The organism is Novosphingobium resinovorum, from assembly GCF_001742225.1.
Lineage (GTDB): Bacteria > Pseudomonadota > Alphaproteobacteria > Sphingomonadales > Sphingomonadaceae > Novosphingobium > Novosphingobium resinovorum_A.
The window spans coordinates 3,280,665-3,306,154 of record NZ_CP017075.1 but is presented as its reverse complement, the minus strand read 5'-3'; the positions used below and the strand labels follow the sequence as shown (position 1 = coordinate 3,306,154).

The following is a 25,490-nucleotide window of genomic DNA, read 5'->3' as shown; positions in this document are numbered from 1 at the left end:
TTTTGGGGTTTAGTATCGTGCTCGATTTTGATCAGGTGATCTCGGCGATCGAAGGTGCCGAAACGCTCGAGGCTCTCGAAGCGCTGCGCATTCAGTATCTGGGCAAGGCGGGCGAGATCACCGGGCTGATGAAGCGTCTGGGCGGCATGTCGCCCGAGGAGCGGCGCGAGATGGGGCCGCTGTTCAACGGCTACCAGCGCGACGCCAACGCCGCCATCACCGCCCGCAAGGACACCCTCGAAACCGCCGCGCTCGACGCGCGCCTTGCGGCCGAGACGATCGACCTCTCGCTCCCTGCGCCCGCCACCCCGCGCGGCGCGGTCCACCCGGTTTCGCAGGTGATGGACGAGCTGGCCGAAGTCTTCGCCGACCTCGGTTTCGCGGTCGCCACCGGGCCGGAGATCGAGGACGACTGGCACAACTTCACCGCGCTAAACATGCCCGAAAGCCACCCGGCGCGCGCGATGCATGACACCTTTTATTTCCCGGACCGCAACGACGACGGCCGCGAGATGTTGCTGCGCACGCATACCTCGCCGGTGCAGATCCGCTCGATGATCCAGCAGGGCGCGCCCATCCGCATCATCGCGCCGGGCCGCGTCTACCGCTCGGACAGCGACGCCACGCACACGCCGATGTTCCACCAGATCGAGGGCCTCGTCATCGACAAGGGCATCCACCTCGGCCACCTGAAGTGGACGCTGGAAGCCTTCCTCAAGGCGTTCTTCGAGCGCGACGACATCGTCCTGCGCCTGCGCCCCAGCTACTTCCCCTTCACCGAACCCTCGATCGAGGTGGACGTGGGCTATTCCAGCCAAGGCGGACGCCGCGTGGTCGGCGGCTCGGGCGATGCGCCGGGGCATGCCTGGATGGAAGTGCTCGGTTCGGGCATGGTCAACCGCCGCGTGATCGCGGCGGGCGGCATCGACCCTGACGAATGGCAGGGCTTCGCCTTCGGCATCGGCGTCGATCGCCTCGCCATGCTCAAGTACGGGATGGACGACCTGCGCGCCTTCTTCGACGGCGATGTGCGCTGGCTCTCCCACTACGGTTTCTCCGCCCTCGACGTGCCGACCCTTTCGGGCGGCGTCGGTACGCCGGCATAAGGCGGGAAGGATTTAAGACATGAAGTTCTCGCTCTCCTGGCTCAAGACCTACCTGGAAACCGAAGCGTCGATCGAGCAGATCGCCGCCACGCTCAACGCCATCGGCCTCGAAGTCGAAGGCATCGAAGACCCCGCCGCCAAGCTGGAAGGCTTCCGCGTGGCGAAGGTGCTCACGGCTGAAAAGCACCCACAGGCGGACAAGCTGCAGGTCCTGACCGTCGACACCGGTGACAAAGTGCTGACCGTGGTGTGCGGCGCGCCCAATGCGCGCGCAGGGCTGGTCGGCGTGCTCGGCCTGCCGGGCGCGGTGGTGCCGGTGAACGGCATGGCCCTCAAGGTTGCCGCCGTGCGCGGCGTCGAATCGAACGGCATGATGTGCTCCACGCGCGAGCTGGAGCTGGGCGAGGACCACGATGGCATCATCGAACTGCCCGAGGATGCGCCCGTCGGCACGCCCTTCGCGCAGTATCACGGCGCCGATCCGGTCATCGACGTGTCGATCACCCCCAACCGTCCGGACTGCATGGGCGTCTACGGCATCGCCCGCGATCTCGCGGCAGCGGGCCTCGGCACGCTGAAGCCGATCGTCGCGCCCGAGGCCGCAGGCACCTTCCCGTGCCCGGTCGAGGTGCGCACCGATGACGCCGAGGGCTGCCCGGCATTCTACGGCCGCGTCATCAAGGGCGTGAAGAACGGCCCTTCGCCGCAGTGGCTGCAGGATGCGCTCAAGTCCGCGGGCCAGCGCCCGATCTCGGCGCTGGTCGATGCGACCAACTACGTGATGCTCACGTATGGCCGCCCGGCCCACGCCTATGACCTCGCCAAGCTGACCGGCGCCGTCGTCGCCCGCCGCGCGGTGGAGGGCGAGACGGTCGAGGCGCTGAACGAGAAGACCTACACGCTCGACGCCGAGATGACCGTGATCGCCGACGACAGCGGCGTCCACGACATCGCGGGCATCATGGGCGGCCAGCACTCGGGCTGTGGCGATGCCACCACCGACGTCCTGCTCGAAATCGCCTACTTCGATCCCGAGCGTATCGCCAAGACGGGCCGCAAGCTCAACCTCACGTCAGACGCGCGCGGGCGGTTCGAGCGCGGGATCGACCCGCAGTTCCTCGACACCGGCCTTGCGCTGCTGACGAACCTGATCGTCGAGCTGTGCGGCGGCGAAGTGTCCGAGATCGTGCGCGCGGGCGCTGCTCCGGGCACGCCCAAGATCGTCCACTTCGCGCCCTCGCTGGTCGAGAAGCTGGGCGGCGTCACCGTCACGCCCGGCGAACAACAGCGCATCCTCGAAAGCCTCGGCTTCTCGGTGGTGGAGGCTGACGACTGGGCCGTCACGGTTCCCGGCTGGCGTCCTGACGTCGATGGCGCGCCTGACATCGTCGAGGAAGTCGTGCGCATCCACGGCCTAGACAAGGTCGAGAGCGTTCCGCTTCCCCGCGCCGACGGCGTCGCCAAGCCCACCGCCACCCCGGCGCAGGCACTGGAACGGCGCGTGCGCCGCGCCGCTGCGGCGCGCGGGCTTCAGGAAGCCGTCACCTGGTCGTTCCTGCCCGAGCCCGCCGCCGAGGCTTTCGCCGAAGGTCCGCTGTGGGTGCTCGCCAATCCGATCAGCGAGGACATGAAGGCCATGCGCCCCTCGCTGCTGCCGGGCCTGCTGATGGCGGCGAAGCGCAACCTCGATCGCGGCGCGGCCTCGCTGCGCCTGTTCGAGATCGGCCGCCGCTATCTCCGCGGTAACGGCGGGGCGAGCGATGAACGGCTGACGCTGGGCGTCGTCCTCGCGGGCGAGAAAACGCCACGCGGCTGGGCGACCGGCAAGGCTTCGGCCTTCGACGCCTACGATGCCAAGGCCGAAGTGCTGGCCCTTCTGGCCGAGGCTGGGGCCCCGGTCGACAAGCTGCAGGTCATGGGCGAAGCTGGTCCCCAGTTCCACCCCGGCCAGTCGGCCACGCTGCGCCTCGGCCCCAAGACGGTGCTGGCGCGCTTCGGCATGCTGCATCCGAAGACCGCGAAGCAGTTCGACGTCGATGGCCCGGTGGCGGTCGCCGAACTGTTCCTCGACGCCATTCCCGGCAAGAAGGGCACGCCCGGCTTCGCCCGCGTCTCCTACGCGCCCCCGGCGCTGCAGGCGGTGACGCGCGACTATGCGTTCCTCGTGCCCGCAGAGCTGCCCTCGGGCGATCTCGTGCGGCTGGTGCAGGGCGCGGACAAGGCCAACATCGTCGGGGTGCGCCTGTTCGACGACTTCCGCGGGAACGGCGTGCCCGAGGGGCAGAAGTCGCTCGCGCTCGAAGTCACGCTCCAGCCGGTCGAGGCCAGTTACAAGGAAGCCGACCTCAAGGCGATCAGCGAAAAGGTGACCGCCGCCGCCGCCAAGCTGGGCGCGGTGCTGCGGGGGTGATCGTCGCCCCGGACTTGATCCGGGACCGCTGGCGGTCTTTAGGTGAGCGCTGGCCGTGAGCCGCCCCGCCGCAAGGTGGGCCGTTCACGGCCGGCGATCCCGGCTTTCGCCGGGATGACGATAGGGGACTGACGTGGACTTCGTGACCATCTCCTCCGGCGATCTCACCGCCCGGATCAACCCGCTCGGCGCCGAACTCTGGTCGCTGACCGACAGTTTCGGCCGCGAATACATGACCGATGCCGACCCGGCGTTCTGGACCGGCCACGCGCCGCTGCTGTTCCCGATCGTCGGGGCCTTGAACGGCGACACCTACCGACTGGACGGCGAGGAATACGGCCTGCCCCGGCACGGCTTCGCGCGCAAGTCGGTGTTCGAGGTCGTGGAAGCAGGCACCGATCGTGCGCTTTTCCGCGTGACAGACAGTCCTGAAACGCGCGCGGTCTATCCGTTCGCCTTCATGCTGGAGATGGCGTTCCGGCTGGAAGGCACGGCACTGTTCACCGAAGCGCGGGTCATCAACTCCGGCGATGCATCGCTGCCCTTCAGCCTGGGTTTCCACCCCGGCTTCGCCTGGCCGCTGCCCGGCGGCGCCGCCAAGGCCGACCACGTGGTCGCCTTCGAACAGCCCGAGCCGCAGCCGATCCGCCGCATCGACGGCCCCACCGGACTCTTGTTGCCCGAGCCTGTGGCACCGCCGGTCGAAGGCCATATCCTGCCGCTGGACGCCGCGCTGTTCGAGGAGGACGCGGTGATCTGGGACCGCCTCTCCAGCCGCGCGCTCACGTACGGCGCGCCGGGCGGGACGCAGCTCGCCATCGCCTTCCCGGACACGCCGATGCTGGGCATCTGGCAGAAGCCCGGCGCGGCTTACTTGTGCATCGAGCCGTGGCAGGGCCATGCCGACCCCCTTGGCTTTACCGGCGATTTCCGCGAAAAGCCGGGCGTGATCACGCTGGCGCCCGGAGAGGCGCGCAGCTTCCGCATGGACGTCACCGTCCTCTCCGCAGATTGAAGGAATCCCCCATGAAGACCGTGCTCGTAACCGGCGCCACTTCCGGTATCGGCGAAGCCTGCGCGCGCGCTTTCGTGAAGGCCGGATGGCGCGTGATCGGCACCGGCCGCCGCGCCGAGCGGCTTCAGGCGCTGACGGACGAACTGGGTGCCGACCGCTTCCACGCCGCCGTCTTCGACGTGCGTGACGAAACCGCCCGCGACGCCGCGCTCGATGCGCTTCCGGCCGACTTCGCCGCGATCGACTGCCTTGTGAACAACGCGGGTCTCGCGCTGGGCGCGGCGCCCGCACAGGCAGCCGACCTCGCCAACTGGAAGACGATGATCGACACCAACGTCGTCAGCCTGGTCTCGCTCACGCACAAGCTGCTGCCGGGCCTGATCGCGCGCAAGGGCGGGATCGTGATGCTGTCCTCGGTGGCGGCAACATATCCCTACACCGGCGGCAACGTGTACGGCGGCACCAAGGCCTTCGTGCGCCAGTTCGCGCTCGGCCTGCGCTCGGACCTGAGCGGCACCGGCGTGCGCGTGACCTCGATCGAGCCGGGCATGGTCGAGACCGAATTCACCGTGATCCGCAATGGCGGCGACCAGGCCGCGTCCGACACGTTCTACGCAGGCGTCAACCCGATGACCGGCGAGGACATCGCCGAGACCGTGCTGTGGGTCGCCACCCTGCCCGCGCACGTCAACATCAACACGCTGGAACTGATGCCGGTGAACCAGTCGTTCGCGGGCTTCCAGATCGCGCGGGAAAATTAAAGCGTGATCGCCTCGTAATTTTATCGCCGTCATTCCCGCGAAGGCGGGAACCCATCTCCTGACGTGGCAGATTGAACCATCATCAGATGGGTCCCCGCCTTCGCGGGGATGACGAATGGTGTTTCAGCCAAAGACGATGGCATTCTAATCCGCAGGTAGCACCGCCAGCAGCAGGTCGCGCGCGGCATTGGCCTCGTGCACCTGCTCGGAGCTGCCGCCCTTGTCGGGGTGCACCAGCGCGATGCGGCGGCGGTGCGCCTCGACGATCTCGCGCCGGTCGGCGCCCGCGTCCACGCCCAGCAGCGCCCGCGCCTGCGCCGTCTCGAAGGACGGCCCCGCGACCTTGCGCTTCTTTTCCCAGGGCCAGCGGCCGATGAGCATCCGGCAGACGATGCAGCCGAGCGCGACCAGCCAGAGCAGCTTGATCATGGGCCTTCCCGTCAGCTCGCGGCGGCGAAGGCCGTTTCGGACTCCCGCCGTACCGGCACCGGCAGGTTGAGCCCGGCGACCAGCCCGCGCAGTTCCTGCCGCGCGACGAGGTGGCTGGTGCCCAGATCGCCCAGAAAGCCCTTGTCGAGCAGGGTCAGGCCCGAGGGGAACAGCTCGCGGAAGATGACGCGCTCGGACAGGCCCGCCGCGACGCGGAAGCCCGCGCGCTTGGACAGTTCCTGCAACGCCCCGTCGATACGCCGCATATTGCGCGCCTCGACATGCTGGACGCGGTTGCGCACGACGACCCAGTCGAGTTCGCGGCGGCCTTCGTTGATGGTCTTGAGGCCGCGCTTCTTGCGCGCCTCCCACATGACTTCGGCATAGAACGAGAGGCGCTTGACCTTGAAGGTCTCGCTTTCCACCTGCCCCAGAAGGTCGAAGTCGACGAAGCTGTCGTTGAGCGGGGTGACCAGCGTGTCCGCCGTGGTCGCCACGTGGCGGGCGAAGGGATCGTCGCGCCCAGGCGTATCGAAGACGAGGAAGTCGTAGCCCTCCGCGATCTGCTCGGCGAGATCGTCGAGTTCGCCGATGTCGTCGCCATCGTAGACCGCGAAGCGCGCGCCGGGCAGCGCGATCTCGCGCTTGCGCTCGGTCTCGATCCGGTTCTCGAGGTAGCGGTAGAGCGTGCGCTGGCGGTGGTCGAGGTCGATGCAGGCGACATTCGCGCCCTGGTAGGCGAGCGCGATGGCGACATGGACGGCGGTGGTGGACTTGCCGGTGCCGCCCTTCTCGTTGGCGAAGACGATGCGATGCGCTGTCACGTGACCGTTATCCTGCTCGCGGGACCGGTCGCCCGGCCCGACGTTGAAATCATTGCCCCCGCAGGTGCGCCGGGGCTAAGGCCCAAACGCACCTTTCGGTCGCGCCCATCATACCGGAGCAGCCAAGCCCAATGCAAACCGTCCACGCCCTTGATCCACTGCGCAATGCGGTTGCCGAGCTTCGCAAGACCGGTGAGGTCGCGCTCGTGCCCACGATGGGCGCCTTGCATGACGGCCATCTGACGCTCGTGCGCGAGGCGAAAAGCCGGGGCGCCAGCGTCGTCGTATCGATCTTCGTCAACCCGCTCCAGTTCGGTGCGAACGAGGATCTCGACGCCTATCCGCGCCAGCTTGCCCGCGACTCGGCGCTGCTGGAAGCCGAAGGGGTGGACCTGCTCTGGGCACCCACGGTCGAGGCGATGTACCCGGCCGGGTTCGCCTCCAATATCTCGGTTGCGGGCGTCAGCGAGGGCCTGTGCGGCGCGTCGCGGCCCGGCCACTTCGACGGCGTCGCCACCGTGGTGTGCAAGTTGTTCAATCAGGTCATGCCCGACATCGCCCTGTTCGGCGAGAAGGACTGGCAGCAGTTGGCCGTCATCCGCCGGATGGCGCGCGACCTCGACCTCACCCGCCCCGCCGCCGCCGCGATCCTCGGCGTGCCGACCGTGCGCGAGGCGGACGGACTCGCGATGTCCTCGCGCAATGCCTACCTCTCGGCCGAGGATCGCCAGGCGGCCGTCGCGCTGCCGACCGCGATGCGCCGCGCCATCGCTGCGATCGAGGCGGGCGTGGACGTGCCGGAAACCCTCGCCACGCTGCAGGCGGAAATCGTCGCGGGGGGCTTCCGCTCGGTCGATTATGCCGAACTGCGCGATGCGGACGATCTCACCGTGCTGACCACCCGTTCGGACCGGCCGATGCGGCTTATCGTGGCGGCCCGGATCGGCCCGGCCCGGCTTATCGACAACATGGCGGTGAATCCTTCCTGACGTTGTATTTGCGAAAGATTCTCACAGACATCGTCATTTGTTCGTGCAAGAGTGAACGCATAAGGAGTTTGTCGCCCCGGGGATTGGGCAGGCCGCGTGTCCGCGCGGTGCAACAGGGAGCCTTGATTATGAAAACGTTCGTCTGCGCGCTGGCCGCGCTCGCCGCAGTTTCGGCCACCCCCGCCCTCGCCGACCAGTCCTCCGGCCGCAAGCTGCAGGAAAAGGGGACGCAGGAGATTCCCGTCTGCCGCAAGAACCTCGGCACTGTCGCCATCATCGAGCCCGATACCCAGTGGTGGCGCGAACTCAGCCTCGGCAGCCCCGAGGCGATCCTGCGCGTCTTCGTGCAGAAGTCCGGCTGCTTCACCATGGTCAACCGCGGCCGCTCGCTGCAGAACAGCGCCATGGAGCGCGCCCTGGCCGAACAGGGCGAGCTGCAGAAGGGGTCCAACATCGGCAAGGGCCAGATCAAGGCGGCGGACTATTTCCTGCAGCCGGACATCGTCTCGACCAACAACAATTCGGGCGGCGGCGGCCTCGGCGGCGTGCTGGGCGGCGTCGGCGGTTTCTTCGGGCGCGGCGTGGGCGCCATCGCCGGTGGCCTCAACGTCAAGAAGGGCGAGGCGAACGTCACCCTCTCGATCGTGAATTCGCGCACCACCGTGGAAGAGGCGCTGACCGAGGGCTATGCCCGCAAGTCCGATGTCAGCTTCGGCGGTGGCGGCGGCGGCTTCTTCGGCGGCACCTTCGGCGCGGCCGGCGGCGGCGGCTACCAGAACACGCAGATCGGCCAGATCATCGTGCTCGCGTACCTCGATGCCTATACCAAGCTGGTAACGCAGCTCGGCGGCCTTCCGGTCGATCCCTCCGCCGCAGCGCCCAAGGCGAACTGACCGCAGATCGCGGCTTCGCGCCCTTGCGGGGGCATGACAGCCATTGTCAGGCGACCCGCACCCGGCGCTCGTATATGCACGGTACGTCAAGAAAGCTGAGCAACGGCGGGCAGGGAATGACCGCGCGCCGTTGCCGGGGGACCAAGGCTATTAACAACCCGACTTCATTTCGGCGCTTCCACGGCGCCCGTATCCTCTCGCGTGGTTCCGAGCTGTTTCGGGGCCGGGAGAGCCGCCGTCCCAGTCCCCTTAGGCGGCGCCCGGTTCCGTTCAACCCGATGGCGGCCGGCGGATCGTACTGCACCGAGAACCGGGAGGGTTTCTCGCGCGGATACGATCGCTCGGCCGCCATCGGCACCCTTGCGGGGCGCACGGCATGAGCGGCCTGTCCATCCTCTACATCGAGGACGATTCGCGCGCGGCCTCGCAAGTCGAGGAACTGGCCAGTCTTTCCGGCGACTCGCTGACCTGGTGCGCCACCGGTAACGACGGGCTGAAACGCGCGGGCGCCGAGCGCTTCGACGTCATCATCCTCGACCGCATGCTGCCCGATCTCGACGGCATCACCATCCTGTCGCGCCTGCGCGAAAGCGGGGTCGGCACGCCGGTCCTGCTGCTTTCCGCGCTCGGCCGCACCACCGACCGGGCCGAAGGACTGGACGCGGGCGCGGACGACTATCTCGCCAAGCCCTTCGAGGGCGAGGAACTGCTCGCCCGCCTGCGCGCCCTGCACCGCCGCTCCTCGGGCCGCGAGCACTCCGCCGTGATCCTCTACGGCGCCTTCGAATGCCACGTGAAGGCGCGCACCGCCTTTCGCGACAACCGCCACCTTGCGCTCAGCCCCAAGGAATTCGAGCTGTTCCGCTACTTCATGGAGAACGCGGGCGAAGTGCTGACGCGCGAGATGCTGTTGCGGGATGTGTGGAAGATGAACTTCGATCCCCAGACCAACGTGGTGGACGTCAACATCGGCCGCCTGCGCCGCAAGCTCGAGGAAGGCTTCGACAAGCCCGCGCTCGAGACGATCTGGGGCTCCGGCTACAGGCTGCTGGACGGGCGGTGAGCGTGCTCACGCGCCGCCAATTTCCATGAAGCGGCTGGCTTTCATCCGCAATTCGATCTTCGCGCAGATCGTCGTCTGGGCGATCGGGACGGCTGCGGTGATCACCTTCGGGCTGTGGCTGCTGACCAATGCCACGATCGAGCGCTCCAACCGGCAGGCGCTGGAACGGGCGGTCGATGTCGATCTCGCCGGCATGGTCGACATCTACGCCAGCGGCGACCGTGACGAACTGGCCAAACGCATCAAGGACCGCCTCGCTCTCCAGCCGCGCAACGGTGATCCCGCGCATTACCTGCTCGCGGACGCACGCGGCAAGCGCATCGCCGGCGACCTCACCGATTGGCCGGGGCTGCATGCCGGTATCTCCGAGGCCGCCGACATCCGTATCGAAGGCGGGGAACGCGCCTTCGCGCGCGCGACCCAGCTCGGGCCGAACCTCAAGCTGCTGGTCGCGCACGAATATCGCGACCTCTCCATGCTGCTGCGGCAGGTGGCGCTGGTGTTCCTGACCGGCGGCGTGCTCGCGATGCTGGCAGTGGCCCTCGGCGGCTGGACGGCGGCGCACCGGCTCGCCGGAAGGCTCGCGCGCATCAACGCTGCCTTCCGCCAGCCCGACGACGCCGCGCTGGAAGAACTGGCGCGCGGATCGGCCGGGCATGACGAGATCGACGAGCTGGCCGCGCACTCGGGCAACGCCCTCGCCCGTCTCAAGCGCCTCGCCGCCGCCCACCGCGAGACGACCGACCATGTCGCACACGAGATGCGCACACCGCTGATGCACCTCGACAACCGGCTGGTGAAAGCGCTGGCCGCCACGCTCGACGCCGAGACCGCAGCCCGCGTCGCCGACGCCCGGACCGAAATCCGGGGCATCATCCGCATGCTCGAATCGCTGCTCGACATCGCCGCCAGCGAAGCGCGGCGCGGTGATCGCCATGGCCTGGTCCCGGTGGACCTCAGTGTTCTCGCAGCGCGGCTGGGCGAACTCTACGCCGACAGCGCCGAGGAATCCGGGCACCGCCTGATCCTCGACATAGAACCGGACGTCGTCATCGCTGGCGAGGAGATGTCCCTCACGCGGCTCATCACCAACCTGCTCGACAACGCCTTCAAGTTCGTGCCGCGCGGTGGTACGATCCGTCTGACGCTGCGCAGGGGGCCGGTGCTGATCGTCAGCGACGATGGACCGGGTGTCCCCGAGGACCAGCGCGACAGGATTTTCGAGAAGTTCGCCCGCGGCGGCAGTTCGCTCGGCACCGAGGGCGCGGGGCTCGGCCTCGCGCTGTGCCGCGCGATCGCAGAGCGGCACCACCTTGAGATTTCGCTCGCGCCCGGCGAAAGAGGCGCATGCTTCACCGTTGCTCCGGAGTTCAGACGATGAGCCCATTGCTGCGCAACCCTTGGCTGCTCACCGCAGTCGCCGTGCTCGTGGCAGCGCCTGCCCGGGCGCAGGACCAGACGCCCGAAATCGGCGAACGGGTCGCCCTCGCCCTGTCGTCCGCCCAGAGCGCGCAGGGCCGCGCCGACAACGAGGAACTGGCCCGCGCGCTGGGTATCATCGAGCGCTCCGGCGCGCGGCCGCTCGATGGCTGGCAAGGTGTCGACCCGGTGCCGGAGTGGCGCGCACTGGTCCCGAACGGGAAGGCGCCGCTGCGCGGCAGCCCGCTCGGCCCCGGCTATCGCACCGGCAAGGCCCAGCCCGGCACCAGCGACAGCTTCGAGCAGGTGTTCCTCTCGGGCCGGAAGGCCAGCATCGCGCTATCGACGCCGGGCGATACCCCGGTGACCCTGCAAGTGCTCGACGCCGAGCGCCGCCCAGTCTGCACCATCGCCGACGCCCGCCGCGCCTGCCGCTGGATACCGCTGTTCACGCAGCGCTACGTGATCGAGGTGCGCAACGGGGGCAATCGCGCGGCGGAGTATTTCCTGGTGGTGGAGTAGGTTAAGGCCCACCCCCGGCCCCTCCCGCGAGCGGGAGGAGAGCAGGAAAGCGTTCGCCTTCCCGCTTGCGGGAGGGCCGCGAGGCTTGATGAACCGCAGGCGAACCTAGCCGCAGCGGGGTGGGCCAGCGACTATAGCGTAACCCCTCGCTTCCAGATACCGATGGCGCGTTCGTCGTTACTCTCGTTGCGCGCCGGTTCCCCGCTCGCGACGGCGATGATGCGGTCGAGCAGCAGGTCGGCAGCGCCCGCCATGCCCTTTTCCAGCACCAGTCCGGCGTCGAAGTCGATCCAGCCCGGCTTGCGCTCGGCCAATGAATGGTTGGAGGCGATCTTCATCGTCGGCACCGGGCTTCCGAGCGGCGTCCCGCGGCCGGTGGAGAACAGCGTGATCGTCGCCCCCGCTGCCGCCAGCGCGGTGGTGGAGACGGCATCGTTGCCCGGGGCTTCAAGCACCGTCAGTCCAGTCGTGGAAATCCGCTCGCCATAGCCGATCACGTCGCAGACCGGGGCAAGCCCGCCCTTCTGCACCGCGCCCAGGGACTTTTCCTCCAGCGTGGTGATGCCGCCCGCGATGTTGCCGGGGCTGGGGTTCTCGGAAACCGGCTCGCCGTTCTCGATGAAGTAGCGCTTGAAGGAATTGACGAGGCCCGAGAGCTTGTCGAACACCTCTTCACTGGTGGCACGTTCGAGCAGCAGGTTCTCGGCGCCGAAGATTTCGGGAATTTCCGTCAGGATCGCGGCGCCGCCCGCCTCGATCACCGCATCGGCCATCAAACCGATCAGCGGATTGGCAGTCAGTCCGCTCATCGCGTCCGAGCCGCCGCATTTCACGCCCAGCCGCAGCTTCGAGAGCGGCACGTCCTCGCGCCGATCCTCGGCCATCAGGCCCAGCAGTTCGTCGATCAGCGCTTCCCCGGCGGCGAACTCGTCGCTTTCCGACTGGGCGCGCAATACCCGCAAACGGTCGCGGCGGTCTTCCGGGATGCGCTTGAGCAATTCCTCCAGCTGGTTCGATTCGCAGCCGAGACCCAGCAGCAGCACGCCGCCCGCATTGGGGTTGAGCGCCAGCGAGGCGATCACCGCCGCCGTGCCATCGAGGTCCGCCCCCAGCTGCGAACACCCGAACGGATGATTGAACGCATGAACGCCATCGACATTCGCGGGCGACCGCAGGTTGCCCTTCGCCGCCAGCCGCTCGCCCAGGCGGCCGACGCAGCCGACCGTGGGCAGAATCCACAATTCGTTGCGCGTGCCGACGCTGCCGTCCGGCCGCACATAGCCCCGGAAGCTGCGCGAGGACTGCGCCTTGTGCTCCTCGGCCCGCGCGCCGGAGAAGGCATAGGCCTTCTCGCCCGAAAGCGCGGTATGGACATTGTGGACATGGACGTGCTCGCCCACCGCGATGTCGCGCGTGGCGAGGCCGATCGGCGCGCGATAGCGACGAACCGGCGAACCCGCGGCAATCGGCAGGGCGGCGAACTTGTGACCCGCCGGAATCGCATCGCGTAAGTGAATCGCCTGTCCATCCACAACGACCTCCGTGCCCGCCTCGAGCGGCTGCAGGGCGACGGCGACGTGATCCTCGGCGGAAATCCGCATCACGGTTACGGGCTTCGATAGGGTTTCGACCATGGCTCGCCGATACAGCATTGCCAGCGCTGGCACAACTCGGTAATCGAGCCGCAAACGCACTCTCTCCGAGGAGTCCCAAGGATGCCCAAGCTCTCGCTGCACCCCGACCGCCTGCTGCCGGCCGACCCGACGACGCGCGCCATTGCCCGCGAACTCTATGCCGAAATCGCCGGCCTGCCGATCGTCAGCCCGCACGGCCACACCGACCCGGAATGGTTCGCCACCGACGCGGCCTGGACCAACGCGACCGAGCTGCTGCTGGCCCCGGACCACTACCTGTTCCGCATGCTCTATTCGCAGGGCATCGACCTCGACGCGCTGGCCGTCCCCCGCAAGGGCGGTGTTATTCCCGCCACCGACCCGCGCGAGGCGTGGCGCCTGTTCGCGGCCAACTGGAAGCTGTTCCGCGGCACGCCATCCAGCATGTGGCTGCCCCACGTCTTCGGCGAAGTCTTCGGCATCGACGTGGCGCTGGATGAGAGCACCGCCGACTTCTACTACGACACCATCGGCGAGGCCCTCGCCTCCCCCGCATTCCGCCCGCGCGCGCTGTTCGAGCGATTCAACATCGAACTGCTCGCCACCACCGAGGGCGCGGGCGACGACCTGAAGCACCACAAGGCGATTCAGGCATCGGGCTGGCAGGGCAAGGTCGTCACCACCTATCGCCCCGATTCGGTGATCGACCCCGAGCACGACAGCTTCGCGCGCGACATCGTGCGCTTCGCCGACCTGTCCGGCGAGAACGTCGAGAGCTGGACCGGCTACCTCGCCGCGCACCGCAAGCGCCGCGCCGACTTCCGCGCGATGGGCGCGACGGCGACCGACCACGGCTTCGTCACCGCCCGCACCGCCAACCTCTCGACGGTGGAATGCGAGGCGCTGTTCGCCAAGGTCATGGGCGGGAAAGCGGGCGCCGACGAGGCCGAGCTGTTCCGCGCACAGATGCTCACCGAAATGGCGCGCATGAGCGTGGAGGACGGTATGACCATGCAGATCCACCCCGGCTCCACCCGCAACCACAACGCCCGCCTCTTCGCCAGCCACGGCCGCGACAAGGGCGCCGATATTCCGCGCGCCACCGAATATGTCGAGGCGCTGCGCCCGATGCTCGACCTCTTCGGCAACGAGCCGGACCTCAAGGTCATCCTCTTCACCCTGGACGAGACGACCTATGCGCGCGAACTCGCGCCGCTGGCGGGGCACTATCCGTGCCTCAAGCTCGGCCCGGCATGGTGGTTCCACGACAGCCCCGAAGGCATGCGCCGCTTCCGCGAGATGACCACCGAGACGGCAGGCTTCTACAACACCGTGGGCTTCAACGACGACACCCGCGCCTTCCTCTCGATCCCAGCGCGCCACGACGTCGCGCGGCGGATCGACTGCGGCTTCCTCGCCCGCCTCGTCGCCGAGCATCGCATGGAGGACTGGGAGGCTGCCGAACTGGCCCACGAACTGACCGTCGGGCTGGTGCGAAAGGCCTACGGCCTCGAAGCGCCCGCGCGCGAGGTGGAACCGGCATGACCCGTCTATCGCAAAACACCCTTTCCGCGCTCCCCGCAGGCGTGATCCGGCCGCAGTACGACCGCTCCTCCGTGAAGCGCGGGGTCGTCCACTTCGGGCCGGGCGCGTTCCACCGCGCGCATCAGGCCGCCGCCTTCGATACGCTGCTGGCGCAGGACCCGCGCTGGGGACTGACCGGCGTGAGCCTCAATTCGCGCGGCGTGGCCGACGCGCTGAACCCGCAGGACGGGCTCTATACGCTCGCCCTGCTGGACACCGAGGTCGCGTATCGCGTGATCGGCTCCATCGGCGGAATTCTCACGAAAGATGATCCTGCCGCGATCCTCGGCGCGCTGACGCATGCGGCCACCCGCATCGTCAGTTCCACCGTGACCGAAAAGGGCTACTGCCTCGGCGCGGACGGAGCGCTGGACTTCGCGAACCCGGCAATCAAGGCGGACCTCGATGCCTCGCGTTCGGAAGACTGGACGCCGGATTCGTTCACCGGCTGGCTGGTGCGCGGACTGCAGGCACGCCGTCTTGCCGCGCTGCCCGGTGTGACGGTGCTGTGCTGCGACAACCTCACCGACAACGGCCGCAAGCTGGAGGCCGCGACCCTGGCGCTGGCCGAGGCGATCGATCCCGACACCGCCCGCTGGATCGCCGACCACGTCGCTTTCCCGAACGCGATGGTCGATTCGATCACCCCCGCCACCGACGACGCGCTGCGCGCCCGCATCGCGGCGGCCACCGGGCTGGAGGACGCCTGGCCCATCCAGCGCGAGCGTTTCACCCAGTGGGTGATCGAGGATCGCTTCGCAGGCGAACGTCCCGCGCTGGACGTGGCAGGCGTGACATTCGCCAGCGAAGTGCGCCCGTTCGAGAAGGCCAAGCTGCGCCTGCTCAACGGCGCGCATTCGTCGCTCGCCTATATCGGCCTTGGTCGCGGGCTGGAGACGGTCGGCGAGGCCATGGCCGACCGCGAGTTGGCCGCTTTCGCCGAACGGCTGATGCGCGAGGACATCGCGCCGTCGATCGCGCCTCCTGCCGGGCTGGACCTTGGCGGATACATCTCCGACGTGCTGGCCCGCTTCCGCAATCCCGAGATCCGGCACCTGCTGTCGCAGATCGCGTGGGACGGGTCGCAGAAGCTGCCCTATCGCCTGCTCGACACCACCCGCGAGGCGCTGGCGGCCGGGTGTCCGATCGAGCGGCTTGCGCTTCCGATCGCGGCATGGCTGCGCTTCCTGGCTAGCGCGGAGCGGGACGGGCGCACGATCACCGACCCCCTCGCCGCCCCGCTGCTGGAGCGTGCGGGCGACTGGCGCAGCGTTCTGGCGATGCGCGAGGTATTCGGCGATTTGGGTTCGGACGGACGGTTCGTCGGCGCGGTGGAAGCCGGGCTGGCGGCACTGGAGGCCGGACGGCTGGAGCCGGTGGCGGCCTGAGCGCTCCGAGGGGCTTCGACAAGCTCAGCCTGAGCGGAATTGAGAGGTTCTTACACGACCTAAGCTCACCCTGAGCTTGTCGAAGGGTTAGGCGCTACGCAGAAATGCGGCGCCAATCCCGTCGATTCTGCCGGAACCACGCGCAGTTCCACCTCGAACGGCGGTGGCGCCTCGCCGCCCTCGATCCGCGCGATGAGCCGCTCTGCCGCCGCCGCCGCCATGTCGCCGAAGGGCCGCAGCACCGAGGTCAGTGCCGGGCTCAGCATCCGCGTGAGCAGGCTGCCGTCGAAGCCCACCACCGACAGCCCCCCTGGCACCGCGATCCCCCGCACCGCCGCGACCTTGAGCACGCCCGCCGCCATGATGTCGTTCGCCGCGAAGATGCCCGTCGGCCGCTCGGCCCGCGCCAGAAGCTGTTCCGCCCCGGCCACGCCCGAGGCGAAGTCGTAGTCGCCCGGCGCTTCGGCCACGCTGGCCCCGGCGCGCGTCGCCTCTTCGATGAAGCCCGCGCGGCGCTCCATGGCCGAGGCGGTATCGGCGGGACCGTTGACGATGCCCAGCCGCCGGTGCCCCAGATCGAGCAGATGCCGCGCGACTTGCGCGCCCGCCGCGCGCTCCTCGCTGACGATGACGTCGGCAAAGCCCGCGATCGGCACCGAAGACAGCGCCGCGACCGGCACTTGCGCCTCGGCCAGAGCCTCGGCCAATCCCGGCACGCCCGAGACCGGCGGCAGGATCACCAGCCCGTCCACGCGAGACCGCTCGACGAAGCCCAGCACGTCGCGGATCGCCGCTTCGGTTTCCAGCGGGGTCGGGTGGACGATCACCTCGTAGCCGCGCGGCGCGGTCAGGGCGACGACGCCGCGCTGGATGGAATCGAGCACCAGCGCGTTGCGGTCGTTGTGGATCAGCCCGATCAGGAACGAGCGCCGCATCGCCAGCGCCCGCGCCCGCGCGCTCGGCCGGAACCTGAGCGCGGCGATCGCGGCCTCGATCCGCTGGCGGGTCTCAGCATTCACTTTGGGCGACTTGTTGAGCACCCGCGAAACCGTGCGGATCGAGACCCCGGCGGCGGCGGCCACGTCCTCGATGGTGGGATCGCCTTCGCGCGCTCTTGCTGGGGTTTCGTGCATCGCCAGGCTTGTATGGCCGATCGCGCGTTCCTGCAATTTTCATTGACACCGATGCCATAGATGATAGCGCTAGCATAAATCAAAAGCAGAACCGGAGAGAGCCATGAAGTTCGACCGCCGAGAGGCCCTGTTTACAGCGGGTAGGGCCGCAGCGCTGGGCGCAGCAGGCGGCGCGGCATCGCTGACGGCGCTGGCGGGCAGTGCGGGTGCAGTCACGACCGCCGCATCCTCGCCTGCAAAGCCCGCTTCGGTCGGCGCTTCGAAGTACCGGCGGGGCTTCGACGACCAGCGTATCCCGGACCAGGGCAACGGCACGTACCTCAACCCGCTGATGGCGGGCGACCATCCCGACCCGACGATCGTGCGGGACGGGAAGGACTATTACATGACCTTCTCGACCTTCGATTCCTATCCGGGTCTGGTCGTGTGGCACTCCGCCGACCTGATCAACTGGCGGCCCCTTACCGCCGCGCTGACGAAGAACCTCGGCTCGGTCTGGGCGCCGGACATCAGCAAGCACGGCGGCCGGTTCTTCATTTATTTCACCGTCAAGGCCACGCCCAACGCACAGTACGTGGTCTGGGCCGACAAGGCCGAAGGCCCGTGGAGCGAGCCCGTCAGCCTCGGCCTGCCCGACCATATCGACCCCGGCCACGCGGTGGGCGAGGACGGTTCGCGCTGGCTGTTCCTTTCCGGCGGCGACCGCATCCGGCTGGCCGAGGACGGCCTCTCGACCGTCGGCGCGGTGGAGCACGTCTACGATCCCTGGCACTATCCGGACGACTGGGACGTCGAGGGTTTCTCCCCCGAAGGCCCCAAGATCGTGCGGCGCGGCGAATACTTCTACCTCGTCACCGCCGTAGGCGGCACCGCCGGTCCGCCCACCGGACACATGGTGATCGCCGCGCGCTCCAAGTCGATCCACGGCCCCTGGGAGAACTGCCCGCACAATCCGATCGTGCGCACCACCGACTTGTCCGAGGCATGGTGGTCGCGCGGGCACGCCACTTTGTTCGAGGGGCCAAGCGGGGACTGGTGGTCGGTATACCATGGCTACGAGAAGGATTTCTGGACGCTCGGCCGCCAGACCCTGCTCGATCCCGTCAGCTGGACCGCCGACGGCTGGTTCCGCATGGAAGGCGGCGACCTGTCGAAGCCGATCCGCGCGCCCAGGGGCGGCCGCAAGGCTGGTCCGCACGGGATGCCGCTGTCGGACGATTTCTCGGCGCTGGAGATCGGGCGGCGCTGGAACTTCTTCAAGCCCTCGCCGACCGAACGCGACCGCGCGCGGGTGGCGAACAACACTTTGCACCTGACCGCCAGCGGCAAGGCTCCGGTCGATTCCTCGCCGCTGCTGCTGATCGCGGGCGATCAGGCGTACGAGTTCAGTTGCGAGATCGACATCGACCCCGGCGTCACTGCGGGCCTGCTGCTGTTCTACGACCAGCAGCTCTACTGCGGGCTGGGCTTCGACGCGGCCAAATTCGTGACGCACCAGTACGGCATGGAGCGCGGCCGCCCGGCCAACTACCACGGCCGCAAGATGCTGATGCGGGTGCGGAACGATCGCCACATCGTCGCCTTCCACACCAGCGGCGACGGCGGGAAAACGTGGAAGCGCTTCGACCGGGGCATGGAAGTCTCCGGCTATCACCACAATGTGCGCGGCGGCTTCCTGATGCTGCGGCCGGGGCTCTACTCGGCCGGACAGGGCGAGGCGCGCTTCAGCAATTTCAGGTTCAAGGCTTTGTAAGTGATCGTCGTCCCGGACTCGATCCGGGACCGCTGGCCGTGACCAGCCCACACAGCTTCAGGGCGCCCGGCACGGCAGCGCCCGCCTAAAGACAGCCACCGGTCCCGGGTCGAGCCCGGGACGACGACGGCCCCAAAGACGAAAAGGACGAACGGCATGACCTCGCTCGATATGCTCCCTGCCGACTGGAAGGACGGCCTATTCCTCGGCCGCCTCGACTTGGGTGAGGGTCCGACGCCGGTGCTGCTGAGCGGCGGCGCGGCCTACGACATGAGCGGCGCCGCGCCCACCGTCACCGACCTCGTCGATGCAGGCGCCTTCGATCCCGCGCAGGGCAAGGCCCTTGGCGCCGCCGAGGACGTTCTGGCCCGTGCCACCCTGCTCAGCCCGATCGACCTGCAGTGCGTGAAGGCGGCGGGCGTCACTTTTGCCGTCTCGGCGTTGGAGCGCGTGATCGAGGAACGCGCGCGCGGTGATGCCGACAAGGCGCAGGCGGTGCGCGGCGGGCTGGAGGAGCGCATCGGCGGCTCGATCCGCTCGGTCGTGCCCGGCAGCCCGGAGGCAGCGGCGCTGAAGGCGGCGCTGATCGAGGACGGCATGTGGTCGCAGTATCTCGAAGTCGCGATCGGGCCGGATGCGGAAGTCTTCACCAAGTCGCCGGTGCTCTCCACCGTGGGATCGGGCGCTACGATCGGCGTGCGTTCGGATTCGCACTGGAACAACCCCGAGCCGGAGATCGTCATCCTTTCCGACGCGCACGGGAAGGCCGTAGGCGCGACGCTGGGCAACGATGTCAACTTGCGCGATTTCGAAGGCCGCTCGGCGCTGCTGCTGGGCAAGGCGAAGGACAACAACGCCAGCTGCTCGGTCGGCCCGTTCGTGCGCCTGTTCGACCAGGGTTACACCGTGACCGACGTCGAGAACGCGCGAGTACTGCTGCGCATCGAAGGGCCGGAAGGTTTCCTGCTTGAAGGCGAGAGCCGCATGTCGGAGATCAGTCGCCCGCCGCTCGACCTGCTGCGCCAGTGCTTTTCCGAGCACCAGTACCCGGACGGCGTCGTGCTGTTCCTCGGCACCCTGTTCGCGCCGACGCAGGACCGCGACGCGCCCGGACGCGGGTTCACCCACAAGGTCGGCGATGTCGTGACGATCTCCAGCGACCGCCTCGGCACCCTGGTCAACACCGTCGCCACCTCGCGCGATGCGCCTGCCTGGGAAACCGGGATTTCCGCCCTCTACCGCAACCTCGCCGCGCGCGGGCTGATCGGGGCGAAAGCCGACGCGCTTGCCTGATTCTTCGACTTCACCAAGGACTTCCATGTTGACCACCACTCTCCCCTGCCCCACCGCGCAGGTCGCGCGCTTTCCCTCGCTTGCGGGCAAGGGGGTGTTCATCTCGGGCGGCGGCTCCGGGATCGGGGCGGCGCTGGTCGAGGCCTTCGCGCGGCAGGGGGCGAAAGTGTCCTTCGTGGACATCGCCGCCGAACCTTCCGAAGCGCTGGTGGCGAGCCTTGATGGCACGGTGGAGTTCACCCCCCGCTTCGTCGCCGGCGATCTCAAGGACCTCGACTTCGTGCAGGCGCAAGTCGCGGCGGCGCATGACGCGCTCGGCGGCCTCCACGTGCTGGTCAACAACGCGGCCAACGACGACCGCCACGCCATCGCCGACGTCACCCCCGAGTACTGGGACGAGCGCATGGCGGTGAACCTGCGCCACCTGTTCTTTGCCGCGCAGGCCGCCGTGCCCTTCATGGAAGCGGCGGGCGGCGGCGTGATCCTGAACTTCGGGTCGATCAGCTGGCACCTCGCGCTCGACCAGCTCTCGCTCTACCAGACTGCCAAGGCCGCGATCGAGGGCATGACCCGCGCGATGGCCCGCGAACTGGGCGAGCGTAATATCCGTGTCTGCGCGATCGTGCCCGGCAACGTCCAGACGCCACGGCAGGAGAAGTGGTACACCCCCGAGGGCGAGCGCGAGATCCTCGACGCGCAGTGCCTGAAAGCGCGCGTCCAGCCGGCCGACGTGGCGGCGCTGGCGCTGTTCCTCGCCTCCGACGATGGGCGGATGTGTACGGGGCACGAGTATTTCGTCGATGCGGGCTGGCGCTGAGATGACGCCTCAAGTCGCCTGCAGGGTCGGTGCGACGCTGGGCGAGGGTCCGATGTGGGACGCCGCGCGCGGCTGCCTGTGGTTCGTGGACATCAAGGGTCACAAGCTCCATCGCTTCGATCCGGCGGGCGGCGTGCTGGACACCATCGAAGCGCCCGAGGAGCCCGGCTGGGTGATCCCGCTGGCGGGCGCCGCGCTGCTGGTCGGCGCGAAGGCGGGCGTCCACCGTTTCGAGGAGGACGCCTTCGCGCTGCTCCACGCCGTCGAGCCCGACCTGCCCGGCAACCGCCTCAACGACGCCGCCGTCCACCCGGACGGCTCGGTGTGGCTGGGCACCATGGACAATGCCGAGGAGGCGCCGAGCGGTGGCTACTACCGCTTTCACGGCAGCGCGTGCACCGCGCTTTCGCCCCAGCCGATGGTCATCACCAATGGCCCGGCCTTCTCGCCCGATGGCGGGACGGTCTATCTCGTCGATACGCTGGAGCGGGTAATCCTGTCCGCCAGCGTCGGCGCGGACGGGCATCCGGGCGAGGCACGGCTCTTCGCGCGCATTCCGGACGGCATGGGCTATCCCGACGGCCCCGTCGTGGACAGCGCGGGCACCGTCTGGGTCGGCCTGTTCGGCGGCTGGGGTGTGGCCCGCTTTGCTCCCGATGGCACCTTTCTCGGTCGGGTGGAATTCCCGGTCGCCAACGTCACCAAGATCGCATTCGGCGGCCCGGACCTCACCACCGTCTATGCGACGACGGCACGCAAGGGGTTGTCCGCCGACGAACTGGCGGCTCAACCCCACGCCGGAGACCTCTTCACCTTCGCGGTGGATGTTCCCGGCCTCGCGCCGGGATACCCCACGGCCTGACCGGCCCGTAACGACAAGAACAAGCAATGAGGATGCAAGAATGGCGGCGATAGACATGGGAAGCGCGCCAACCGGCGTGGAGTACGGCGGCAAGGTCAACATGGCCTTCGTCGCCATGATCGTGGCGGTGGCGACGATCGGCGGGTTCATGTTCGGCTACGACAGCGGCGTCATCAACGGCACGCAGGACGGGCTGGAAAAGGCGTTCAACCTCTCCAAGCTGGGCACCGGCCTCAACGTCGGCGCGATCCTGGTAGGCTGTGCGATCGGCGCCTTCGTGGCGGGCCGTCTCGCCGACATCTGGGGCCGGCGCAGCGTGATGATGATCGGCGCGGCGCTGTTCGTCGTCAGCGCGCTGGGCGCGGGCGCGGCGACCTCGTCGCTGCTGTTCGTCATCGCCCGCCTGATCGGCGGCATCGGCGTGGGCGCGGCGAGCGTGTTGGCACCGGTGTACATCAGCGAAGTCGCTCCCGCCTCGATCCGCGGACGGCTTTCCAGCCTGCAGCAGATCATGATCATCACCGGCCTTACCGGTGCCTTCGTCGCCAACTGGGCGCTGGCCAGCCATGCCGGTTCCAGCACCGCGCCGCTGTGGCTGGGCCTGCCCGCCTGGCGCTGGATGTTCTGGATGCAGGTGATCCCGGCCGTGATCTACCTCGTCGCCCTGTTCATGATCCCCGAAAGCCCGCGCTTCCTCGTCGCCTGCGGCCGCGAGGCCGAGGCGCAGGCCGTGCTCACCCGCATCTTCGGAGCCGAGACGGCCGCAAAGATGATCGCCGACATCCGTGCCAGCCTCCTCTCGATCGCCGCCGACCACCACCGGCCGAGCTTCGCCGACCTCAAGGACCCCGCGACCGGCCGCCTGCGCAAGCTGGTCTGGGCGGGCATCGGGCTGGCCGTGTTCCAGCAACTCGTCGGCATCAACATCGTGTTCTACTACGGCGCGGTGCTGTGGCAGTCGGTCGGCTTTTCCGAAAGCGACGCGCTGCTGATCAACATCCTGTCGGGTACGCTCTCGATCCTTGCCTGCCTCGTCACCGTGCTGCTGGTCGACCGGCTGGGCCGCAAGCCGCTGCTGCTGGTCGGCTCGGCGGGCATGGCGGTGACGTTGACGACGATGGCGGTGTGCTTCGCCAGCGGCAGCTTCACAGGTGGGCACCTGACGCTGTCGGACCAGACCGGTACTGTGGCCTTGATCGCGGCCAACGCCTATGTCGTGTTCTTCAACCTGAGCTGGGGGCCGGTCATGTGGGTGATGCTGGGCGAGATGTTCCCCAACCAGATTCGCGGCTCGGCGCTGGCGGTCTCGGGCTTCGCGCAGTGGATCGCCAACTTCGGCATTTCGGTCAGCTTCCCGGCGATGGCCGCCGGGCTCGGCCTGCCGCTGACGTACGGGTTCTATGCGCTCAGCGCCTTCCTCTCGTTCTTCTTCGTGCGCGCCATGGTGACCGAGACGCGCGGCCGCACGCTCGAGGAGATGGCGGCTCGATCCAGCTGCGTTCGGGCAGCAGCGAAGCCACGCTGCTGCCGCATCTGTGCGGGTCGATCGGTTCGTTCGCTGTCGGCGGCAAGGACATCCTGCGTCCGACCCCGGCGGACGCCGCGAGCCCGCTGGACGCCGCCTGCTTTCCGCTGGTGCCTTACGCCAACCGCATTGCCGATGGGCGCTTCTCCTTCGCGGGAAAGGACTATGCCCTCCCCCGCAACGTCGCGGGCTTCGAGCATCCGATCCACGGTCTCGGCTGGATCATGCCGTGGATGGTGAGAGATGAGCTGGCGGACCGCGCGGTGCTGGCCTGCCTCCATTCGTCCGACGAGCACTGGCCGTGGGACTGGTCCGCCACGCAGAGTTTCGTGCTGGAAGACGGCGCGCTGCAGGTGACGCTGGAGGTCACCAACCGGTCCGACCGCGCCATGCCCTGTGCGCTGGGCCAACACCCCTACTTCGTGCGCGAACCCGATGCGTGGGTGACGTTCTCCGCCGAGGGCGTGTGGCTCAGCGACGCGCGGATGATCCCGAGCGAGGCTGCGCCTGCGGATACCTTCGGAGACTTCGCGGGCGCTGCGGTGCCCGATCCGGCGGTGCTGACCGACAACTGCTGGTTCGGCTGGCAGGGCGAGGCGCGGCTTGGGAGCGTCAGTGTGACGTCGCCCGAGGCCGGATTCCTGCATCTCTACGCCCCGCCGGGGGAGGACTTCCTCTGCCTTGAGCCTACGACAGCGATGCCCGATGCGTTCGGACGGGTCAGCAGCGGCATGACGGTACTGGAGCCGGGTGAGACACAGGCGTTAACGATGGTGGTGCGGGCCTGATCCGGGTCAATTATTCGCCGTCATTCCCGCGAAGGCGGGAACCCATCTCCTGACGGCTCCTCTTGCACGGGCATCAGTTGGGTCCCTGCCTTCGCGGGGATGACGGGGAGCGTTTCGATCACGCCAAGGCGGGCATCGATAGCGCTTCCGGCAAGGCGCCCCGCCGATGCCAAGGCCGTTCACGACCAGCGGTCCCGGATCAAGTCCGGGACGACGGCTTATCCGAACCCGACCGTCCGCGCCCATGCCCGCCACATCTCGGGCCAGATCTCGACCGGCTTGCCGATGGCGCGGCGCAGGCCGAAACCGTGGCCGCCATTGGCGAAAAAGTGCGCCTCGACCGGCACCTTGCGATCTTTCAGCGCCGCGCGCAGGCGTACGGTGTTCTCCGCCGGAACGACGTCGTCGTCCTCGGCATGAACGAGGAAGTGCGGCGGCGCATCGGCCGGGACTACGCGGTCGGGCGAATGCGCGGCCTCAAGCTCCGGCGTCGGCGCAGGGCCGAGCAGCAGATTACGCGATCCGGGATGCGCGATGGCCGGATCCATGCTCACCACTGGGTAGATCGGCGCAGCGCAGAACGGCTTTGCAGAGAGCTTATCCGCCGCGTCCACGGGCTCGTAGACCTTGGCCGCGAAGCGCGCGCCAAGGTCGGCGCAGAGGTGCCCTCCGGCCGAGAAGCCCATCGCCGCGACCCGCTCGGGATCGATGGCGAAGTACTTCGCGCGGTGGCGGATCAGGCGCATGGCGCGCTGGGCGTCGGCGAGCGGGGTGTCGGGGCCGCTCGACCAGCCCTCGCCCGGCAGGCGGTAGAACAGGACGAAGGCGGTGAAGCCGCGCGCGGTCAGCCAGCGAGCGATCTCGTAGCCTTCCTTGTCGACGACGATCCAGCGGTAACCGCCGCCCGGCGTGATCATCACCGCCGCGCCGTTGGGCCGGTCCGGGCGAAACACCGCCATGCGCGGCCGAGTCACGCCGTAGACCGCTCGGTCGGTGACGAGGGCGTCGGTGGAACGCTCGTCCACCGTCTCGGTCAGCGGTGCCTTGAGGTGCGCAGGCGGCCCCTTGGGCCAGAGGTCGATTGTCTCGGTGGGCTGCGGAAGGCCGGGCGGGAGCGCTTTGGAGGCAGTGGGAGGCGGTGTCTGCGCATTGGCTGGACTTGAGGCCTTTCCAGCCAGCCCAGCAACGGCAAGGGAACCTGCGATCAGGGTTCTGCGATCGAAATCCACACCGGGCTCCCTTGGAAAACAAAAAGGAGCGGGGTCCACGGGCCGGAACCCGCGAACCCCGCGTCAGGGGAGGA

At 68.4% G+C, this 25,490-nt stretch carries 21 protein-coding genes and 1 pseudogene; 17 read left to right on the top strand and 5 right to left on the bottom strand.

All coding sequences use genetic code 11. From position 1 onward, the window contains the following. Nucleotides 1-17: 17 nt before the first annotated feature. The 4 genes from pheS (at nucleotide 18) to BES08_RS15335 (ending at nucleotide 5,292) form a co-directional block, all read left to right on the top strand. Nucleotides 18-1,106, top strand: a complete 1,089-nt coding sequence (gene pheS / locus BES08_RS15350) for a phenylalanine--tRNA ligase subunit alpha (RefSeq protein ID WP_037518961.1) — start codon at nucleotides 18-20, stop codon at nucleotides 1,104-1,106. A gap of 19 nt (nucleotides 1,107-1,125) precedes the next feature. Further along, nucleotides 1,126-3,516, top strand: a complete 2,391-nt coding sequence (gene pheT / locus BES08_RS15345; RefSeq protein WP_069708827.1) for a phenylalanine--tRNA ligase subunit beta — start codon at nucleotides 1,126-1,128, stop codon at nucleotides 3,514-3,516. A gap of 133 nt (nucleotides 3,517-3,649) precedes the next feature. After that, entirely contained in the window at nucleotides 3,650-4,531 is an 882-nt protein-coding gene (locus BES08_RS15340; RefSeq protein WP_036529904.1) for an aldose 1-epimerase family protein, read from the top strand. Nucleotides 4,532-4,542: 11 nt separating this feature from the next. Further along, nucleotides 4,543-5,292, top strand: a complete 750-nt coding sequence (locus tag BES08_RS15335) for an SDR family NAD(P)-dependent oxidoreductase (RefSeq protein WP_069708826.1) — start codon at nucleotides 4,543-4,545, stop codon at nucleotides 5,290-5,292. Nucleotides 5,293-5,436: 144 nt separating this feature from the next. Here BES08_RS15335 and BES08_RS15330 read toward each other — a convergent pair whose 3' ends face one another. Together BES08_RS15330 and BES08_RS15325 are read right to left on the bottom strand one after the other, a co-directional pair. Further along, nucleotides 5,437-5,721: a J domain-containing protein gene (locus tag BES08_RS15330; RefSeq protein WP_036529901.1), complete on the bottom strand. Its 285-nt coding sequence runs from the start codon at nucleotides 5,719-5,721 to the stop codon at nucleotides 5,437-5,439. 11 nt (nucleotides 5,722-5,732) lie between these two features. Then, complete coding sequence (locus BES08_RS15325) at nucleotides 5,733-6,545, bottom strand: division plane positioning ATPase MipZ (protein ID WP_008829605.1); 813 nt, start codon at nucleotides 6,543-6,545, stop codon at nucleotides 5,733-5,735. A 131-nt stretch (nucleotides 6,546-6,676) separates the two neighbouring features. On the opposite strand from BES08_RS15325, the gene panC reads away from it, so the two are divergent. The 5 genes from panC (at nucleotide 6,677) to BES08_RS15300 (ending at nucleotide 11,431) form a co-directional block, all read left to right on the top strand. Continuing rightward, nucleotides 6,677-7,534 (top strand): pantoate--beta-alanine ligase, encoded by an 858-nt coding sequence (gene panC, locus BES08_RS15320; RefSeq protein WP_069708825.1) that lies wholly within the window; start codon nucleotides 6,677-6,679, stop codon nucleotides 7,532-7,534. A 128-nt stretch (nucleotides 7,535-7,662) separates the two neighbouring features. Beyond that, nucleotides 7,663-8,427, top strand: coding sequence for a CsgG/HfaB family protein (locus tag BES08_RS15315; protein WP_008829603.1), 765 nt, complete (start codon nucleotides 7,663-7,665; stop codon nucleotides 8,425-8,427). A 376-nt stretch (nucleotides 8,428-8,803) separates the two neighbouring features. After that, entirely contained in the window at nucleotides 8,804-9,490 is a 687-nt protein-coding gene (locus BES08_RS15310) for a response regulator transcription factor (protein WP_008829602.1), read from the top strand. A gap of 25 nt (nucleotides 9,491-9,515) precedes the next feature. Then, on the top strand, nucleotides 9,516-10,871 hold the full coding sequence (locus BES08_RS15305; protein ID WP_069708824.1) for a sensor histidine kinase: 1,356 nt from the start codon (nucleotides 9,516-9,518) through the stop codon (nucleotides 10,869-10,871). Next, nucleotides 10,868-11,431, top strand: coding sequence for a hypothetical protein (locus BES08_RS15300; RefSeq protein ID WP_036529898.1), 564 nt, complete (start codon nucleotides 10,868-10,870; stop codon nucleotides 11,429-11,431). The genes BES08_RS15305 and BES08_RS15300 overlap by 4 nt, the downstream gene beginning before the upstream one ends. Nucleotides 11,432-11,562: 131 nt before the next feature. Here the strand turns inward: BES08_RS15300 and BES08_RS15295 are convergent, their stop codons facing one another. Continuing rightward, nucleotides 11,563-13,065 (bottom strand): UxaA family hydrolase, encoded by a 1,503-nt coding sequence (locus tag BES08_RS15295; RefSeq protein WP_069709293.1) that lies wholly within the window; start codon nucleotides 13,063-13,065, stop codon nucleotides 11,563-11,565. A gap of 81 nt (nucleotides 13,066-13,146) precedes the next feature. Here BES08_RS15295 and uxaC point away from each other — a divergent pair, with 81 nt between their 5' ends. Then, nucleotides 13,147-14,589, top strand: a complete 1,443-nt coding sequence (uxaC, locus tag BES08_RS15290) for a glucuronate isomerase (RefSeq protein ID WP_069708823.1) — start codon at nucleotides 13,147-13,149, stop codon at nucleotides 14,587-14,589. Beyond that, the gene (locus tag BES08_RS15285; RefSeq protein WP_069708822.1) at nucleotides 14,586-16,016 is read left to right on the top strand and encodes a mannitol dehydrogenase family protein; all 1,431 of its coding nucleotides are present in this window, start codon (nucleotides 14,586-14,588) and stop codon (nucleotides 16,014-16,016) included. Before uxaC ends, BES08_RS15285 begins: the two co-directional genes overlap by 4 nt. 65 nt (nucleotides 16,017-16,081) lie before the next feature. Here the strand turns inward: BES08_RS15285 and BES08_RS15280 are convergent, their stop codons facing one another. Next, nucleotides 16,082-17,149: a LacI family DNA-binding transcriptional regulator gene (locus BES08_RS15280; protein ID WP_069709292.1), complete on the bottom strand. Its 1,068-nt coding sequence runs from the start codon at nucleotides 17,147-17,149 to the stop codon at nucleotides 16,082-16,084. A gap of 103 nt (nucleotides 17,150-17,252) precedes the next feature. On the opposite strand from BES08_RS15280, the gene BES08_RS15275 reads away from it, so the two are divergent. The 6 genes and pseudogenes from BES08_RS15275 (at nucleotide 17,253) to BES08_RS15250 (ending at nucleotide 24,187) form a co-directional block, all read left to right on the top strand. Then, on the top strand, nucleotides 17,253-18,902 hold the full coding sequence (locus BES08_RS15275; protein ID WP_083274699.1) for a family 43 glycosylhydrolase: 1,650 nt from the start codon (nucleotides 17,253-17,255) through the stop codon (nucleotides 18,900-18,902). A 156-nt stretch (nucleotides 18,903-19,058) separates the two neighbouring features. Continuing rightward, nucleotides 19,059-20,195 carry a fumarylacetoacetate hydrolase family protein gene (locus BES08_RS15270; RefSeq protein ID WP_069708821.1) on the top strand — a complete coding sequence of 379 codons (1,137 nt, stop codon included), beginning with the start codon at nucleotides 19,059-19,061 and terminating at the stop codon, nucleotides 20,193-20,195. 25 nt (nucleotides 20,196-20,220) lie between these two features. Further along, nucleotides 20,221-21,012, top strand: coding sequence for a D-xylose 1-dehydrogenase (gene xylB, locus BES08_RS15265; protein ID WP_069708820.1), 792 nt, complete (start codon nucleotides 20,221-20,223; stop codon nucleotides 21,010-21,012). Continuing rightward, nucleotides 20,996-21,874 carry an SMP-30/gluconolactonase/LRE family protein gene (locus tag BES08_RS15260; protein WP_069708819.1) on the top strand — a complete coding sequence of 293 codons (879 nt, stop codon included), beginning with the start codon at nucleotides 20,996-20,998 and terminating at the stop codon, nucleotides 21,872-21,874. Before xylB ends, BES08_RS15260 begins: the two co-directional genes overlap by 17 nt. A gap of 55 nt (nucleotides 21,875-21,929) precedes the next feature. Then, nucleotides 21,930-23,354 (top strand): annotated as a pseudogene (locus tag BES08_RS15255) (sugar porter family MFS transporter); the annotation flags it as partial. Nucleotides 23,355-23,362: 8 nt separating this feature from the next. Then, on the top strand, nucleotides 23,363-24,187 hold the full coding sequence (locus BES08_RS15250) for an aldose 1-epimerase (RefSeq protein WP_083274765.1): 825 nt from the start codon (nucleotides 23,363-23,365) through the stop codon (nucleotides 24,185-24,187). 218 nt (nucleotides 24,188-24,405) lie between these two features. Here the strand turns inward: BES08_RS15250 and BES08_RS15245 are convergent, their stop codons facing one another. Beyond that, a complete protein-coding gene (locus BES08_RS15245; RefSeq protein ID WP_069708818.1) occupies nucleotides 24,406-25,416 on the bottom strand; it encodes an alpha/beta hydrolase in 1,011 nt (336 codons plus the stop codon). Between the last annotated feature and the right edge of the window lie 74 nt (nucleotides 25,417-25,490).

Excerpts from the sequence above, each read along its gene's own strand:
- pheT (WP_069708827.1), top strand. The coding sequence starts at position 1,126 with ATGAAGTTCTCGCTCTCCTGGCTCAAGACCTACCTGGAAACCGAAGCG.
- BES08_RS15335 (WP_069708826.1), top strand. The coding sequence starts at position 4,543 with ATGAAGACCGTGCTCGTAACCGGCGCCACTTCCGGTATCGGCGAAGCC.
- BES08_RS15330 (WP_036529901.1), bottom strand. The coding sequence starts at position 5,721 with ATGATCAAGCTGCTCTGGCTGGTCGCGCTCGGCTGCATCGTCTGCCGG.
- panC (WP_069708825.1), top strand. The coding sequence starts at position 6,677 with ATGCAAACCGTCCACGCCCTTGATCCACTGCGCAATGCGGTTGCCGAG.
- BES08_RS15315 (WP_008829603.1), top strand. The coding sequence starts at position 7,663 with ATGAAAACGTTCGTCTGCGCGCTGGCCGCGCTCGCCGCAGTTTCGGCC.
- BES08_RS15310 (WP_008829602.1), top strand. The coding sequence starts at position 8,804 with ATGAGCGGCCTGTCCATCCTCTACATCGAGGACGATTCGCGCGCGGCC.
- BES08_RS15305 (WP_069708824.1), top strand. The coding sequence starts at position 9,516 with ATGAAGCGGCTGGCTTTCATCCGCAATTCGATCTTCGCGCAGATCGTC.
- BES08_RS15300 (WP_036529898.1), top strand. The coding sequence starts at position 10,868 with ATGAGCCCATTGCTGCGCAACCCTTGGCTGCTCACCGCAGTCGCCGTG.
- BES08_RS15295 (WP_069709293.1), bottom strand. The coding sequence starts at position 13,065 with ATGGTCGAAACCCTATCGAAGCCCGTAACCGTGATGCGGATTTCCGCC.
- uxaC (WP_069708823.1), top strand. The coding sequence starts at position 13,147 with ATGCCCAAGCTCTCGCTGCACCCCGACCGCCTGCTGCCGGCCGACCCG.
- BES08_RS15285 (WP_069708822.1), top strand. The coding sequence starts at position 14,586 with ATGACCCGTCTATCGCAAAACACCCTTTCCGCGCTCCCCGCAGGCGTG.
- BES08_RS15280 (WP_069709292.1), bottom strand. The coding sequence starts at position 17,149 with ATGCACGAAACCCCAGCAAGAGCGCGCGAAGGCGATCCCACCATCGAG.
- BES08_RS15275 (WP_083274699.1), top strand. The coding sequence starts at position 17,253 with ATGAAGTTCGACCGCCGAGAGGCCCTGTTTACAGCGGGTAGGGCCGCA.
- BES08_RS15270 (WP_069708821.1), top strand. The coding sequence starts at position 19,059 with ATGACCTCGCTCGATATGCTCCCTGCCGACTGGAAGGACGGCCTATTC.
- xylB (WP_069708820.1), top strand. The coding sequence starts at position 20,221 with ATGTTGACCACCACTCTCCCCTGCCCCACCGCGCAGGTCGCGCGCTTT.
- BES08_RS15260 (WP_069708819.1), top strand. The coding sequence starts at position 20,996 with ATGCGGGCTGGCGCTGAGATGACGCCTCAAGTCGCCTGCAGGGTCGGT.